Consider the following 16352-nt stretch of genomic DNA (forward strand, 5'->3'; position numbering starts at 1 on the left):
CCTTATCGAAAAGGTATTGGTAATCCTTTTACTTAATTTGGTCAATTGTCTGTAATCCGTTTGTTTTGAGCATAGAATTTATTTTTTTTGAATTACTTTCAATGGTGCTTTCCAGTTTGTTCAGGTGGGTATTAAGTTCGGCAGAGAGCTCATCGAATACCTTATATGCACCATCTGTTGGTCTGGCTTCTCCAGATTCTATACTTCTGCGAAGCGATGCCAACCTGTTGTTCAGCTTTATCGGGAAATTCAAGGGGTCTTGGTTCGATTGGTTTTTTACTTGATACAGTTCTTCTTCTATTTCTGATAATTGGTTTACAAAAGAAGTGATGGTTTTCTCGTATTCCTTATCCGTGAACTTTGATCTATGATCCTTAAAAAAAGATTTTATCTTCCTTATTTTAATAACCGCTTCATTGGCCGCACTTGTCTTGGCCATTATTTTGTTGGCCAATTCAAATTGTTCGTCCAAATCTGCTTTGGTTATACCTTTTAAGTTGGGGTCCATTTCAATGTCAAAGGAGTATGTTTTTTCATACTCGCCCGTCTTCATTTTTACTTTATAGGTTCCAATGGGCGCTTTAGGGCCCCTGCCGGGTCTTGCGCTCCAGATAATCATTCCTTCAAAAGTGGTCGCACCGGGATATCTTAAGTCCCAGGTAAAAGTATTTATACCTTTTGCCGTGGTGGGTTTCGATGATCCTCCGCGGCGCCATCTTGGTATATTGGGATCAACAGGGTATTCTGGTTTGCTTCCCGTAAAGGTATTGATCAATTTATCGTTGGCATCGTAAATTTCGAAAGTAATCGTGTCTTTTTGGTCTTTAAGATAATATTGGACAACGGCATTGTTTATGCCCCTAATTGCATTGGCAGGTTTAAAAAGCACAGCTTCTTGAGAGTTCATTTCTGTGGTATATTGGCGCAGGGGCTGAATATCGTCCAATATCCAAAAGCCTCTTCCGTGTGTGCCTAAGACTACATCGTTATCTTTTATGACCAAATCTCGAACAGGAGTGTCCGGAAGTTTTAATTGTAAACTTTGCCACAATTCACCATCGTTTATAGAGAAATAAACACCGTGTTCAGTGGCCAAAAATAAAAGGCCTTCCCTGACCGGATCTTCCCTGACCGCCCTGGCAAAATGACCGTCTGCTATTCCGTTTATGATTTTGGTCCATGTTTTACCATAATCGTGTGTCTTAAATACATAGGGCTGTCTGTCGTCTACCTGGTATCGGTTGGCGGCAACGTACAGAGTACCCGGGTTGTGGCGCGATTCGTCGATGATACTTACGCGAGAGAATTTGGGTAAATATTTAGGGGTGATATCTTTCCAGTTTTCTCCACCATCTCGAGTGATATGTATTTTGCCATCATCAGATCCTGCCCAAATAGTATTAATGTCGTGATAGGATGGAGCCAGTGCAAAAACGGTAGCGTATATTTCGGGCCCGTTCATGTCCATGGTAATCACTCCCCCTGTTTTGCCTAAAGTGGAGGGGTCTGCATAAGTAAGGTCTGGACTTATCTTTTGCCAAGATTGACCGTCGTCAGTAGTTTTCCAAACGTGTTGTGAACAGGTGTACATTACATTGGGGTCTTTGGGGGCAAACATAATAGGGAACGTCCACTGCCAACGTTCGGGTAAGGCACTGGCAGGTTCTCCAGAAAAAAACCTGGGATATACCTGTATATCCCTAATTTGACCGTTGCTTCTGTCATAACGTGTTAGTAGGGCGCCTTGGCTACCTGCGTAAAAAATATCGGGATTTGTCGGGTGTTGGGTGATCCAACCACTTTCGCCGCCACCTACGGCATAGGCCCATCCATCGCCTTGTCCTCTTGCCTGCATGTGCTCCCACCCATCACTGGGTACAGCAATGGTACTATTGTCTTGTTGAGCTCCGGCTACATGATAAGGAACATCGCTTGTAGCCATTACATGGTACAGTTGGGTGGTTATGTAATCTTCCTCTGTCCATGATTTTCCTCCATTGATACTTACGACACCACCACCATCATTGGAAGAAATCATACGTTCGGGATTATTGGGGTCGATCCATAGGTCGTGGTTGTCACCATGCGGTACTTTTATTTCTGTATCGAAAGTTTTACCGCCATCGGTAGATTTCCAAAAATTAACGTTGAGCCCATATACAGTTTCTTTATCTAGGGGATCGGCGTATATTCTAGAATAATAGAAGGCACGTTGTCTTAGCTTACGCTCATTATTGGTCAATTGCCATGTTTTACCTCCATCGTCCGACCGAAAAACACCACCTTCATTGGCTTCTATAATGGCCCATACGCGATTAGAATCTGCGGGCGATACCGTAACGCCGATTTTGCCCAGTGGCCCCTCTGGCATACCTGGGTTTTTTGTGAGATCGTTCCATGTTTCGCCGCCATCGGTAGATTTCCATAGTTTACAATCGGGCCCGCCGCCCCACATTTTCCAGGCTTTTCTTTGAACTTGCCATGTGCTGGCGTATAACACTTTAGGGTTGTTTCGGTCTATAATCAAATCTACGGCACCGGCCTTATCGCTAACGTACAGAACTTTTTTCCATGTATTACCGCCATCGGTACTTTTGAATACCCCACGTTCTTCATTGTCTCCGTAGGGATGGCCAAGCGCGGCCACGTATACGATATCAGGGTCGGTAGGGTGAATTCGAATTCTAGATACGGCTTGTGTTTCTTTCAATCCTATATGTTTCCATGTTTTTCCTCCGTCGGAACTTTTGTAAACACCATCACCTTGTGTAATGCTGCCTCTAAGTTGAACTTCTCCCATACCAATGTAAACGATATCGGGGTTTGTTTCAGCAACGGCCACTGCACCTACGGATGAACTGGTAATTTGTCCGTCAGTAACGGGAAACCATTCGTTGCCGCCGTCGGTGGTTTTCCATAGACCTCCTCCGGTAGCGCCAAAGTAATATTCATTTGGCCGACTGGGGCTGCCTGCGGAGGCAAGGGATCGCCCACCCCTTATGGGGCCAATATTTCTCCATTTAAGGTTTTTGTAAAAGGCTTCATCAATAGGGGTAACAGTTGCAGAATTGTTGGATGTGTCCTGCCCGTAGATACCATACATGGATAGAATGCCGAAAATAAAGAAAGATAAAAATTTAGTTTTCATGTAATAGTTGTTTGGTGGTCGGTTAAAGATATCTGTCTGAAAATAATAATTTAATAGATCATTTGTAAAGGGGGGCGTAATTTTAACGCACTGTAATTTAGGTTAATAAAGTAGTTGTATTTATAGCGTCGTCTTTTAGTGATAATCTTAAAAAGTGGTGTGTATTTTATCAATTTTGTAAATGTTAAAAGTTGTACCGAATAAGAATTTTTTTCTGTTGATCACAGTGCTGTTCGCAATTGGTAATTTGAATATTGAGAAAATATGTTTTGGTGTTTACCTGTATATTTCATGGTTTTCATCTCCCCCGGCAATGATATAGGCAAATAGGTCTAAAACCTCTTTTTCATTCAGTCTATTTAGTAATCCTGGGGGCATGGGTGAAATTGGTGACACTTCTTTTTTTACAATGTTGTTTTTGGCCAAGGTTACCGTGTAGCTTTCATTAAAGGGATTTGGCATTATCACGATAGAATCACCTGCATCCGACTTAATTCGCCCGGCAATTTTTTCATCGTTTTTTAAATGAAAGAGTGTATTCGCATATTGATCCGATATTTCATCGTTGGGACTGTAAATGGCGAACATAAGGTCATAGGTGCTAAATTTGGTATGGGCCTGTGTAAGGTCTGGTCCGGCAGCACCTCCTTCGCCCCTCATTCTATGGCAGAGAACGCAGGTCGCCGAGGCAAAGGCCCTTTTTCCGTCAGCTATTGTTCCGTTGTAAGAATCCAATCCGCCCCAGACAATATTGCCCATGTCATCACCAGAGTAATTTTTGCCTGGACCTTTGGGTTGTGGCAGGTCGGAAATGGCAGAGGTGGGGGAGTAAGAGCCAGATATTTCAGAATAATAGTCCCGGTCTTTGGCAGGTACATGGGTCAGGGCCCTCTGTCTTACATTTTCCATATATGCTTTAAAGCTCATGCCTCCTTTGCTACCCAATACGTCAAAATACCAAGAAAAGTATCGTTTTCTCAGTTCGTCCGTCCAACCTTTATCGGCATTACTTAAGAGAATACCGTAATAGATAGCTTCACTTGGGGGCATTTTAGAAATAACGTCCCTGATCAATGGACCATATTGCTCACTTCGTAAGGTGGCTTCTTCCGATAACATCTCTACCCCATCGGTAATAGTTTTTTGTTCTGTATGGTACTCCAATTGATCTACTAATTTTTCAATGATACCATCGGCGTTCAAATACAATAAAAGTTGCCCCAGTTCTTTGGAAATGGCATTGTTCTTATGAGGGAACATGGGGTTTAATTTTTGTATGATGGCGGTACTTTCAGGTTTTACGGGGTGTCCCATTCTTATAAAGTTTAAGGCGTAGGCCCGTAAAAGGTCTATTTGTTTTTCGACAGGTAAAGTGTCGATGTTTAGTTGTTGTAGTTGGCCGAGTACTAGGGATTGTAATTCTTTGTTTCCTTGATGGCTCAGTGCAATGCTGGCTTCTATGGTTTTTGTGGCATCTGTTTCTTTTGAATAACGATCCAACCAAGTTTCTACTGGTTGATGTTCCAGTACGATGCGGGAAGCATATCTAATAAAACGATCCTTGTTGTTTAAATGTTCCCAGGCGAGAGAAATACCTTCTGGTGACACTGTTTCGTGAAATTGCTCTAACTGTTTACGCAGTGTAAGGGCTTTATTGGATATTTTGGTAGAAGTTGTTTCTGCTATATTTTCTGAACCATTATAGCTAAGACGATATAGGCGAGAGTCTAAACGACGACCGCCAGTGGCAAAATATAGATTGCCATCGTTTCCAGCGACCATATCTGTCAAGGGTAGGGGGGTGCCCGACAAAAATTCTTCCCTGTCGGCTATGTATGAGCTTCCGTTAGTCTTAAGGTCTATAAAATAAACGGTGCCAAAACTCCAGTCCATAACCAGTAACCCGTTTTGATATTTTGATGGAAAATTAAGGTGAGAGGCGGCCAGTACGGCCGTAGGGGAGCCTTGTTCCAGATTATGTACCGCTGGCAGGTTATCGGGGTAATAGGCGGGCCATTTTCCCGATCCTGTACGCCATCCATATTCACTGCCACTGGTTACATGGCAAATACGGGTAGGCCTGTACCAGGGCATACCAATGTCCCATTCCATATCGGCATCATAGGTAAACAATTCGCCATCGTTGTTAAATGCTATGTCAAACGGATTTCTATAACCGGCACTGATTAGTTGCCATGAAGTACCTGTTTCATCGAATTTGGCGATCCATCCTCCAGGTGCTTTTATGTTGTTTGCATGGCCTCTTGCGTCTAAATATGGTGTAAAAAGGTTGTCCTCGTTCCAGTTTGTCGGGATTAGGCTGTTTTCTTTTACGGTGTCGGGAATCAAGGTATGGTTACCTGCAATAAAGTAAATGTATTTGCCATCTGGAGATAGGGTGAGGCTATGTGGTCCGTGCTCTCCGCTCCCTTGAAGCTTCAACAACATTGTAACCTTATCCAATGTTCCATCTTGGTCAGAATCTGTTATTCTGTAGATACCGCTCCCTTTTTCTTTGTTATCGGGAATGTTGTCGTCCCAATTTTTGTTTACCGCTACATATAGGCTATTAAAGGCCCAAAGAAGCCCATGTGCTTCGCCAATCTCCAAATTCAAAGGTTGAACGTCTTTAGATTCGATGGTTTCACCTTTTTTTGGGGTGTTAAATTGATAAATGTTTCCGTATTGGTCACAGGCGTACATTTGATTATTATCGCCTTGTGCCATGGCGACCCAAGAACCTTGGTCGTTTTGGCTTGGATGATAGATTTCTTCCAGAACAAAACCTTCGGGAATTGAAAACGAGATTTCGTTATTGGGTTCTTTGTTGGGTTTTTCTTTATTATCTTGACATGATAAGAAGAACAAAATTAGGACTACGGCAGAGGTAGTATGTAAAATATTTTGGTACATTGGGTTGGTCTTTATCTCTTAAAGATACAAACTTACCCGATTGATTTTCAGCTTAATTGACGAAGTCCTTCATAAAGTACGGTGCTCACGGCATTAGAGAGGTTTAGGCTTCTTATGTGAGGGCTGTATAACGGAATCTTGGCTGTTTGATTACTATTTTGTTCTAATAGAAACTTGGGCAGACCTACCGATTCTTTTCCGAAAACAAGATACATGTCGTCTTTAAATTCAATATCCCAATGGGTCTTTTTGGCCGAGGAGGAAAAGAAAACCATTTTTTTGTTCTGGTGCTCTTTAAAAAAAGTCTCTTGGTTTTCGTATTCCAATACATTTAAGTGCTGCCAATAATCTAGGCCGGCACGTTTTAAACGCTTATCGGTAATTTCGAAACCATAAGGCTTTACCAGGTGTAGGGTGGATCCGGTGGCCAAGGCCAATCTGCCTATGTTACCCGTATTGTTCGGAATCTCGGGTTCTATGAGAACAATGTTAAAGCCCATTAATTTTTAGGTAATGATTTTAAATAGAGCGCTTCTACCTTTGAACGGGCCCAAGGGGTTCTTCTTAAAAATTTTAAACTGGATTTTATAGAAGGATTACTTTTAAAACAATTGATGTTTATTTTGCTTGCCAGCTCTTCCCAAGTGTATTTTTCCGTTAATTGTTCTAATATGTCCACTAATTTTACACCATGTAACGGATTGTTAGGTTGTGTCTTGGGCGATTTTTTTTCAGGTTCCATAAGAAGGCTTTTTCTAAATACCTATAATGTGTTTTTTATTATAGGCATTTGCCGTACTTGTCATAAGGTGACTAGAAAGCTATAGGTTTTGTGCTTTCAAAGATAAATTAATATTGGGAATATAGTTTAGTTTCTCAGTGCCTTGCGGTAATGGCCGTAAAAGTCTATTGAGGTTTAAGATTTTGGTTTATTTCTTTTAAGATTTTAAGTATTTCGTCTTTTGAATATAGGGATTCGATAACCGTTTTAAAAATAACATCTTTCATTAACTCCTCTTTGTTATCCGCAATATAACCCGCTAAATCCCGAACGTCCATTTCATCAATTTTGTTTTTGTTGAAGGGCTTGGTAGGTAGTTTTATTCTTGATTCTTCATTGATCTTATCTAGGTTCCCAAGTTTCAACCTATATAGTTTGGCTTTAGATTTTGGAATGTTGTTCGAGTTCTCATGTGCGTTTATGGTCTTACGTGTAACACCTATAATTTCGGCAAGTTGTTTTTGTGTGTAACCATTTTTTAGCCTTAGCTGTCTTAATTCTTCTCCGGTCATTTTATTTTTTGTGTTACGTTTTTGATGTGTTCTGTTTTTATGGTAACAAAAAAAGGAACGGTAATTTACGCATTATGTTCAAATAAGAAAAGAGTGTTCAAGTACAGGTTGTAGGTGCTAATGTTCTTAAAAAGATGGGGTTATCTGGTAATAGCTATATTAATTTAAGCTGATGATGACAGGTTTAAAAACCGGTAAATAATAGTGGGTGTAACTAGGCTTGTACAGTATACATACCAACCTTTTTTAATAATCTTTGAAAGCTTTTATTCAGATCGTTTAAACCAAGAACCTTCAAAGCCAGTAACGATGCCATTGCTGTGTTTTTTTTCGCATTGAAAAGTGTTCGTTAAAGTGTTCGTTTAGATGTAAAGCCTTGTGTTTATTGGTGGTATAAATGAAAAAACTCCGGTAATCAGCCGGAGTTTATTCATCAATCAAAAAACGAACAGTCATGATAAACTGTTGTTACCGATAAAATTACAACTAATATGCCAAAATTCCAATTTAGGGAATATTTAACGTGTAATTTTTACTAGTTACCCAAGATATGTTTTCAATATCTTGCTTCTAGATGTGTGTTTTAGCCTTCTGATTGCTTTTTCTTTAATTTGGCGAACTCTTTCCCTTGTAAGGTCAAAAGTTTCTCCTATTTCTTCCAATGTCATGGAATGTTGACCTGCAAGTCCGAAATACAATCTTATAACGTCCGCTTCTCTAGGAGTTAAAGTTTCAAGGGCACGTTCTATTTCTGTACGTAACGACTCGTGCAACAATTCCCTATCTGGATTTGGAGACTCGCCACTACGCAATACATCATAAAGGTTAGAATCTTCACCGTCGATCAATGGGGCATCCATAGATACATGTCGACCCGAGTTCTTCAATGATTGTTTTACGTCTTCTACCGTCATGTCCAATTCCTTGGCGATCTCTTCCGCAGAAGGTATACGCTCATGGGCTTGCTCCAAGAAGGCAAATGTTTTGTTGATCTTGTTTATAGATCCAATTTTGTTCAAAGGCAAACGAACAATACGGGATTGCTCTGCCAATGCCTGTAAAATAGATTGACGGATCCACCATACGGCGTAGGAGATAAACTTAAATCCCCGCGTTTCGTCAAAACGCTGTGCAGCTTTGATAAGACCAAGGTTTCCCTCGTTTATCAAATCCGGTAAAGTAAGTCCTTGGTTTTGGTACTGTTTAGCTACCGATACCACGAATCGGAGGTTGGCTTTTGTAAGTTTTTCAAGAGCGATCTGGTCGCCTGCCTTGATGCGTTGTGCCAACTCTACTTCTTCATCAGCGGTAATCAAATCTACTTTTCCAATTTCTTGTAAGTACTTGTCCAAAGATGCGGTCTCCCTGTTGGTGACCTGTTTAGTAATCTTAAGCTGTCTCATTAATCTAAATTAAGTTCAATCTGCATAGACTGCATATACTTATACGTTGAAATCTTTGAAATGTTACAAACGCGGTGAAAAAAAATGTTTTTTCCGTTGAAATACATAAAAAAAGCCCCAACTTAATTGTTGGGGCTTTTATTTTTGCCAAAAGATATATTAATCTCTTCTTGGTTTTCTATCGCGGTTACGGTCGTTATTTCTACGATCGTCTCTACGTTTGTCATCGCGAGGGGGTCTTTCCTTAAAACCTTCTGGTTTTGGTAAAAGAGCCTTGCGTGACACTTTTTCTTTTCTGGTTCTAGGATCTATACCAAAGTATTTTACATCAAAAACATCGCCCATGTTTACCACATCGGATACATTCTCGGTACGTTCCCATGCCAACTCAGATACATGTAACAGTACTTCGTTGCCTGGAGCCTCTGTGTATTCTACAACAGCACCAAAATCTAACATTTTGATTACCTTAACTTCGTATACACTTCCAACTTCTGGTTTGAACATCAAAGAATCGATTTTTGCCAATACGGCATCGATACCATTTTTATCGGTACCAAGAATTTCAACAATACCCTCTTCGGTAACAGGATCTTCATTGATAACAATAGTAGTGTCCGTTTCTTTCTGAAGTTCTTGTATTACTTTACCTCCAGGGCCAATTAAAGCACCTATGAATTCATTCGGAATTACACGGGTAACCATTTTTGGAGAGTGAGGTTTCACTTCTGGATTCGGTGCAGCAATAGTGTCGGTCAGTTTACCAAGTATATGCAAACGACCGTCTCTTGCCTGTTTCAAGGCATTTACCAATATTTCATAAGAAAGCCCCTTTACTTTAATGTCCATTTGGCAAGCAGTAATACCGTCTGCCGTACCTGTAACTTTAAAGTCCATGTCTCCTAGGTGGTCTTCATCGCCCAAGATGTCTGAAAGTACCGCGTACTTGCCACTTTCGGTATCGGTAATCAATCCCATGGCAATACCGGAAACGGGTTTTTTCAACTGAACCCCGGCGTCCATCAATGCCATTGTACCGGCACATACGGTAGCCATGGAAGAAGAACCGTTAGATTCCAATACTTCCGAAACAACACGTACAGTATATGGGCAATCGTCTGGAACCATACCTTTTAACGCACGTTGTGCCAAGTTTCCGTGTCCTACTTCTCTACGAGAGGTACCACGAATAGGTCTAGCTTCTCCGGTTGAGAAAGGAGGGAAGTTGTAATGTAAATAGAAACGCTCTTCACCTTCGTGTGATGGCATATCTATTTGGTTGGAATCTCTTGAGGTTCCTAAGGTTACAGTAGCTAAAGCTTGGGTCTCACCTCTGGTGAATATAGAAGATCCATGTGTTGATGGCAAGTAGTCCACCTCGCACCAGATAGGTCTAATTTCATTTGTTTTACGACCGTCTAAACGTAAACCTTCGTTTAGGGTTAGGTCTCTTACCGCAGCTTTTTCGGCCTTGTAAAAATATTTAGAGATCAAAGAACCGTATTCTTCTTGTTCTTCTTCAGAAAAAGAAGCGATTACCTCTTCTTTGATGGCTTCGAACGCCGCTGTTCTTTCGTGTTTGGCAGAACCTGCTTTTGCAATGGCATATACCTTATCGTAAGTTAGGTCATGCACTTTTTTCTCTAGTTCTTCGTCTTCTCTTTCGGGTTCGTACTCACGAACTTCTTTTTTACCGAAAGCTTCGGCCAATCGTACTTGTGCCTCGCATTGTACTTTAATGGCTTCATGTGCAAATTTGATAGCTTCGGTCATTTCTTCTTCTGAAATCTCTTTCATTTCGCCTTCCACCATCATTACAGAATCTGCAGATGCGCCAATAACCATATCTATATCACTTTCTTCCAACTGGGCAAAAGACGGGTTGATGATGAATTCACCATTAATACGTCCAACCCTTACTTCTGAGATAGGACACTCAAAAGGAAAGTCTGATAATTGAATGGCCGCCGAAGCAGCTAAACCTGCCATGGCATCTGGCATCACCTCTGGGTCATGAGACATTAACTGGATCATAACCTGGGTTTCTGAATGGTAATCTTTTGGGAATAATGGACGTAGAACACGATCCACTAAACGCATGGTCAATACTTCACCATCACTTGGTCTGGCCTCTCTTTTGAAAAAACCTCCGGGGTAACGGCCAGCTGCCGCAAATTTTTCACGGTAATCAACTGTTAGTGGAAGAAAATCCACATCAGATTGTTTGTAGTTGGAAACAACTGTACATAATAACATACATTTTCCCGATTGTACAACAACAGAACCATGGGCCTGTTTTGCCAATTTTCCGGTTTCGATAGAAATTTCTCTACCGTCACCAAGGTCAATGACCTCTCTAAATACTTTTGGAATCATAAATTTTGATTAAAACCTGTATGTTTACAGGCTTGTTAAACAATGGTCTTTCCGACACTTTTTTGTGGTCGGAGTTGTTGTTGTGTTGTTGTACGGACCAATGAAAAACTAAGTGTAGCTTTTTGTGATTGTCCTTTTTTAATTCTTGGACATGAATTTTCTTTAAAAAAAGGGGATAGTTAACTATCCCCTTTAGAATTCTTATTTTCTAATACCAAGCTCTTTTATAAGCTCTCTGTATTTTACAATATCTTTTTTGATCATATAATCAAGAAGACTTCTTCTTTTACCCACAAGTTTTACCAACGAACGCTCTGTGTTGTAATCTTTGTGATTCTTCTTTAAGTGATTTGTCAAATGATTGATACGGTGTGTAAACAATGCAATCTGACCTTCGGTAGAACCTGTGTTCTCCGCTTTTCCGCCGTATTTTTTAAAAATTTCGGCCTTAACTTCTTTCGTTAAATACATTCCAATATTGTTTTAAATGATTTTTATGTATCCGATTGATTTTCAATCAGGGCGCAAAGATAGGTCTTTTTTAGAATTTGAACTAATTTTTTGTGATTAAGCAGTTTCTTCTATTTTACGTACCGGATTATTTTGAATAAGGTCAATGTAAAGGTTAATGTTCTTTTTTAGATTTTTTCTATGAGATATAAAATCTAAAAATCCATGTTCCAGCAAAAATTCTGAAGATTGGAAACCTTCGGGCAATTCTTTCCCGGTGGTGTCCTTTACAATACGTGGACCTGCAAAACCGATCAATGCACCTGGTTCGGCAATATTAATATCGCCCAACATTGCATATGAAGCGGTGGTGCCCCCTGTGGTGGGGTCGGTACACAAAGAAATGTAAGGCAATCCGGCATCGGCCAGTTGTGCTAGTTTTACAGATGTTTTTGCCAATTGCATAAGCGATAGGGCCGCTTCCATCATTCTGGCACCTCCAGATTTGGATATCATGACAAACGGCACTTTCTTTTTAATGGCATAGTCGATACCTCTGGCGATCTTTTCGCCTACCACACTACCCATAGAGCCTCCGATAAAGGCGAAATCCATACAGCAGATAACGATATGTTTGCCAAGAGATTTTCCGTAGCCGGTTCTTACGGCATCTTTTAACCCTGTTTTCTTCTGGGCTGCTTTAAGCCTTTCGCTGTACTTTTTGGTATCCTCAAATTTTAAGGGGTCTTTTGATGATAGTTTTGCGTCTAGTTCAGTGAACTTGTTATCATCAAAAAGTATTTCGAAATACTCTTTACTTCCAATTCTTACGTGATAATCGTCCTCTGGGCTTACATAAAAGTTTTTGGCCAATTCCTCGGATTCTACGATCTTTCCTGTGGGGGACTTATACCATAATCCCTTTGGCGTGTCCTTTTTTTCTTCCGTAGAAGTCTGAATCCCTTTTTCCTTTCTTTTAAACCAAGCAGTCATGTCTTCCATTAAAGGTTTTTGTTTCCGAATTAAAGCGTGTCTATATTGTTTAAATCTTCAAAAGCCTTTTTCAAACGCTCTACGAATGCATTTTCACCTTTTCTTAACCATACTCTAGGGTCATAGAACTTTTTGTTGGGCTCGTCTGCTCCCTTGGGGTTTCCGATTTGAGATTGTAGATAGTCTTTGTTATCCTGAATGTAATCTCTTACCCCGGCTAAAAAGGCGTACTGTAAATCTGTATCAATGTTCATTTTAATTACACCGTAGCTGATACCTTCCCTTATTTCCTCGACAGAAGATCCTGATCCGCCATGGAAAACAAAGTCAATATGGTTATGGCCTACGCCATATTTTTTAGAAATATATTCTTGTGAGTTTTTAAGGATTTTCGGGGTAAGTTTTACGTTTCCGGGTTTGTACACCCCGTGAACGTTTCCGAAAGCGGCGGCTATTGTAAATCTATGGCTAACTTTAGATAGTTCTTCATAAGCATAGGCTACTTCTTCTGGTTGTGTGTATAATTTAGAGTCGTCCACATCTGAATTGTCAACGCCATCTTCCTCTCCTCCGGTAATACCCAACTCTATTTCCAGGGTCATTTCCATTTTGCTCATTCGTTCAAGGTATCCTTTGCAAATTTCAATGTTTTCCTCGATTGGCTCTTCAGATAGGTCGATCATGTGCGAGCTGAACAATGACTTACCTGTTTCTGCATAGTGTTTTTCACTGGCATCTAACAAACCGTCTATCCATGGTAATAGTTTTTTTGCACAGTGGTCGGTATGTAAGATAACGGTAGCTCCATAAGCCTCTGCTAATTGGTGTACATGTTTTGCTCCTGCAATGGCACCTTGAATGGCGGCATTTTGCCCTTCGTTAGAGAGTCCTTTTCCGGCATTGAACTGAGCCCCGCCATTAGAGAATTGTATGATTACGGGAGCGTTTAAACTAGCGGCTGTTTCTAAAACTCCATTTATTGTGTTAGATCCTATAACGTTAACCGCAGGTAGCGCAAAGCCTTTTTCTTTTGCATATTTGAAAATATCTTGAACTTGGTCTCCGGTAGCAACACCAGGTTTAATATTATGAGCCATAATCTTTTGGTCTATTTAGTTTCTATAAATTGAGAAACAAAAGTAATAAAACAATTGTACTTAAAAGGGATAGTTAATACCAATTTGTAAAACCGAATTGGCAAAATTATAATCTCTAAACCACCTTTTTGATTGTATTTCGGCCGGATTATATGTTTTGAACCCTAAATCTAGCCTAAAAAGAAAATAGGTAAAATCGTAACGGATACCAAAACCTGTACCAAGCGCTATGTCTTTTAAAGATTCGAGCCCATTAAAGGTGGCGTCTTCATTATCTACGTCATCGAATACGTTCCATATATTGCCCGCATCGGCAAATACGGCACCGTTTAAATCTCCGAACAAAGGAAATCTATATTCTAGGTTAAAGGCAAGTTTTAGGTTGGCTTCATTATAATCGTTTAAGGCGGAAGTTCGTCCTGGGCCCAATGAATAAGGGTACCAGGCCCTATTGTCATTGGATCCCCCTGCAAAATAACTTTTTATGAAAGGAATATTGGTTGAGTTGCCGTAGGGTATGGCAATGCCAAAAAAGGTTCTTACGGCCAATACGTTAGATCTCGAAAGATCCCAATACTTTACATAATCAAATTCCGTTTTAACATACTGGGAAAAAGGTACGCCGAAAACCAAAAGTTGTTCGTCGTCATTTTCGTTGAAAGGTATTATGCCCGACAGGGCCGATAATAGGTTTCCGGCACCCTCCACTTTAAAACGGAACTGATAAAAATTATTGTCAAGTATACCGTCTCTATTGTTTTTGTTGAAAGTATAGTTGGTGGTAAAGATCAGGTTGTTTTCCGTTAATCTTTCCTCTCTTTCGTTGATACTTTTTACGTCGTCATAATCATCTTCTGTTAACCCTGTGGAGGAAACGGGTATGACTCCGTTTAGTACATCGTTTATAAATCCGGTCGTTCCTGCGGTGACACCGTCTTCTATCTCTGTAGGTGTGGTTAGGTCATTGTCTTCGTTAAAATAGGAAGGGTTTACGGATATATCCTCGTCGGTGGCAATTTCGTTTAATTGATTGTAGGTAGTGGTGTAAACGTCAAAAAAACGTTCTGGGTTTACATTTCTTACATACTGTATGTTCAGAAGTTCAATGGCATGCTTCTTAAAATTGTTGGGAGACCAATTGTATCCAAGAACACTACTGAGTGTTTGTTTGTCCAGTCCTATGTTTTTCTGAAAACTGGTGCCAATTGCGATTCTGGTTTTAGGTAAGGTATAGTTCGGAATGATTTTCGTAGTTCTAATAAAAGGAAACCATATTCTTGGAAAATCCAAGGTTATCTCACCTCCGATTTCGGAAAAATAATCTTCCTGATACGTTTCGCTACTTAAAAGACCAAATGTTCCATCGGCAGATAAGCTTAGGTTTTCGGCGCCTTTAAAAATGTTTCTAATCAGTAGTGAAGCGCCCATTCCAACCCCAATTTTTCGTAGGTTGGATCTACTAACTTCAAAGTTGGTGCCTAAAGAATACTTGGGTTTAGGAGCCAAATAAATATTGGTGTTCACATAATTTTCGGTGCTGTCCTCTTCAAAGATTACGTTGGGGTATTTAAAAATATTTAGACTGTTCAATTGCTTGGTAGTTCTAATTTTATCTATATCCCTATAAATACTGTCGCTTTTAAAGAAAATGGCATCGTCCAATGTTTTTGCTTTGATCTTGAATTTTCCCGTATAGTAAATATCTAGGTCTTTGTAAAAGATCGTGTCGGTTATGGTGTTATCTTCTTTGGATAGGTAGTTGGTGTAAACATTTATCCTGTTTATTTTTTCAACTTTGTATTCAGAAGTGGTTACCTCGTTTTCGCCCCTCTTTTTAAGGTTTCCAATGTTAAGGTTTATATTCATTTTTTGGTCGTCGGCACTTCTGACAGTGTCTCTTTCTATATCAAAAGTGATAGAGCTTTCCTGAAAGTTGCGAATACCGCTATTTCTGAATACGCTTGTTAACCTTTCACGCTCGTTGTTGAAATTGTCCAGGTCAAATCGCTCTCCCTTTTTTATAAAGGTTTCTTGGGCGTTAAGAAAATACAGAGAATCTATGGCTTTTGACGAAATGTCATTTGAAATGGAATCTATTACATAGGGTTTTCCTAAAGTAATTTTATAATCGACTTTTACCTTTTTGTTTTGATCTGTAGAGTCTATGGTGTATGTAGTACTATTGTTGAAGTACCCTTTACTATTGTAATAGGCGCTTAACCGTTCCAGCGTTTTTCTGGTCTTGGTAGTGTCTAAAATAACGGGGGCTTCCCCAATGTCCTTTAGCCAAAGACTTAGTCCTTTTACAAGAAAGGACTCGCCCAGGCGGTCTACCTGTTTTTCAGATAGTAGGTTCGTGAGCCTTTTTTTTCGGTTAGGTTTTTTGTACAACCATGCTTGGTATAAAGAATCTGGATTTTCTTTGGCAAGGTTGTACAGGTTTAGTCTTAGGGGATACCCTAACAGACGTGTGTTCGATTTTTGATATATAAGACTTCTGACATCTTCGTTCTTTATCTTGGCGGAATCTACAAGTATGGTGTTCTTAACGATCAAGTACTCGTTGTCCTCAACCTTTTTTAGAGAGTTGCAAGAATAAGTGATTATTGCCAGTAGCAAGATTAAGCTTATTTTAGCTATGTAGTTTTTATAGCATGCTACCGTTTTCATAGAAATCAA

Annotated in this window: 11 protein-coding genes; all 11 read right to left on the reverse strand. The window is 40.0% G+C overall.

Annotation, left to right across the window (positions count from 1 at the left end):
* Positions 1-28 precede the first annotated feature (28 nt).
* Positions 29-3148 (reverse strand): VPS10 domain-containing protein, encoded by a 3120-nt coding sequence (locus AB657_RS17330; RefSeq protein ID WP_084696453.1) that lies wholly within the window; start codon positions 3146-3148, stop codon positions 29-31.
* Positions 3149-3424: 276 nt separating this feature from the next.
* On the reverse strand, positions 3425-6061 hold the full coding sequence (locus AB657_RS17335) for a c-type cytochrome (protein WP_047247648.1): 2637 nt from the start codon (positions 6059-6061) through the stop codon (positions 3425-3427).
* 47 nt (positions 6062-6108) lie between these two features.
* Positions 6109-6561 carry a tRNA (cytidine(34)-2'-O)-methyltransferase gene (locus AB657_RS17340; RefSeq protein ID WP_047247649.1) on the reverse strand — a complete coding sequence of 151 codons (453 nt, stop codon included), beginning with the start codon at positions 6559-6561 and terminating at the stop codon, positions 6109-6111.
* The gene (locus tag AB657_RS17345; RefSeq protein ID WP_047247650.1) at positions 6561-6803 is read right to left on the reverse strand and encodes a VF530 family protein; all 243 of its coding nucleotides are present in this window, start codon (positions 6801-6803) and stop codon (positions 6561-6563) included. The genes AB657_RS17340 and AB657_RS17345 overlap by 1 nt, the downstream gene beginning before the upstream one ends.
* Before the next feature lie 164 nt (positions 6804-6967).
* A complete protein-coding gene (locus AB657_RS17350) occupies positions 6968-7354 on the reverse strand; it encodes a helix-turn-helix transcriptional regulator (RefSeq protein WP_047247651.1) in 387 nt (128 codons plus the stop codon).
* A gap of 539 nt (positions 7355-7893) precedes the next feature.
* Positions 7894-8757, reverse strand: a complete 864-nt coding sequence (locus AB657_RS17355) for a sigma-70 family RNA polymerase sigma factor (RefSeq protein ID WP_047247652.1) — start codon at positions 8755-8757, stop codon at positions 7894-7896.
* A 159-nt stretch (positions 8758-8916) separates the two neighbouring features.
* Complete coding sequence (locus tag AB657_RS17360) at positions 8917-11133, reverse strand: polyribonucleotide nucleotidyltransferase (RefSeq protein WP_047247653.1); 2217 nt, start codon at positions 11131-11133, stop codon at positions 8917-8919.
* 201 nt (positions 11134-11334) lie between these two features.
* Positions 11335-11604, reverse strand: coding sequence for a 30S ribosomal protein S15 (gene rpsO / locus AB657_RS17365; protein WP_047247654.1), 270 nt, complete (start codon positions 11602-11604; stop codon positions 11335-11337).
* A gap of 96 nt (positions 11605-11700) precedes the next feature.
* Positions 11701-12576, reverse strand: a complete 876-nt coding sequence (gene accD, locus AB657_RS17370) for an acetyl-CoA carboxylase, carboxyltransferase subunit beta (protein WP_047248072.1) — start codon at positions 12574-12576, stop codon at positions 11701-11703.
* A gap of 29 nt (positions 12577-12605) precedes the next feature.
* Positions 12606-13673 (reverse strand): class II fructose-bisphosphate aldolase, encoded by a 1068-nt coding sequence (gene fbaA, locus AB657_RS17375; protein ID WP_047247655.1) that lies wholly within the window; start codon positions 13671-13673, stop codon positions 12606-12608.
* Between the two features lie 60 nt (positions 13674-13733).
* Positions 13734-16292 carry a translocation and assembly module lipoprotein TamL gene (gene tamL, locus AB657_RS17380; protein WP_316933227.1) on the reverse strand — a complete coding sequence of 853 codons (2559 nt, stop codon included), beginning with the start codon at positions 16290-16292 and terminating at the stop codon, positions 13734-13736.
* Between the last annotated feature and the right edge of the window lie 60 nt (positions 16293-16352).

The sequence above is a fragment of the Maribacter thermophilus genome, from assembly GCF_001020565.1.
Taxonomy (GTDB): Bacteria; Bacteroidota; Bacteroidia; order Flavobacteriales; family Flavobacteriaceae; genus Maribacter; species Maribacter thermophilus.

Excerpts from the sequence above, each read along its gene's own strand:
- fbaA (WP_047247655.1), bottom strand. The coding sequence starts at position 13,673 with ATGGCTCATAATATTAAACCTGGTGTTGCTACCGGAGACCAAGTTCAA.
- AB657_RS17345 (WP_047247650.1), bottom strand. The coding sequence starts at position 6,803 with ATGGAACCTGAAAAAAAATCGCCCAAGACACAACCTAACAATCCGTTA.
- AB657_RS17350 (WP_047247651.1), bottom strand. The coding sequence starts at position 7,354 with ATGACCGGAGAAGAATTAAGACAGCTAAGGCTAAAAAATGGTTACACA.
- rpsO (WP_047247654.1), bottom strand. The coding sequence starts at position 11,604 with ATGTATTTAACGAAAGAAGTTAAGGCCGAAATTTTTAAAAAATACGGC.
- accD (WP_047248072.1), bottom strand. The coding sequence starts at position 12,576 with ATGACTGCTTGGTTTAAAAGAAAGGAAAAAGGGATTCAGACTTCTACG.
- AB657_RS17355 (WP_047247652.1), bottom strand. The coding sequence starts at position 8,757 with ATGAGACAGCTTAAGATTACTAAACAGGTCACCAACAGGGAGACCGCA.
- AB657_RS17360 (WP_047247653.1), bottom strand. The coding sequence starts at position 11,133 with ATGATTCCAAAAGTATTTAGAGAGGTCATTGACCTTGGTGACGGTAGA.
- AB657_RS17330 (WP_084696453.1), bottom strand. The coding sequence starts at position 3,148 with ATGAAAACTAAATTTTTATCTTTCTTTATTTTCGGCATTCTATCCATG.
- AB657_RS17340 (WP_047247649.1), bottom strand. The coding sequence starts at position 6,561 with ATGGGCTTTAACATTGTTCTCATAGAACCCGAGATTCCGAACAATACG.
- AB657_RS17335 (WP_047247648.1), bottom strand. The coding sequence starts at position 6,061 with ATGTACCAAAATATTTTACATACTACCTCTGCCGTAGTCCTAATTTTG.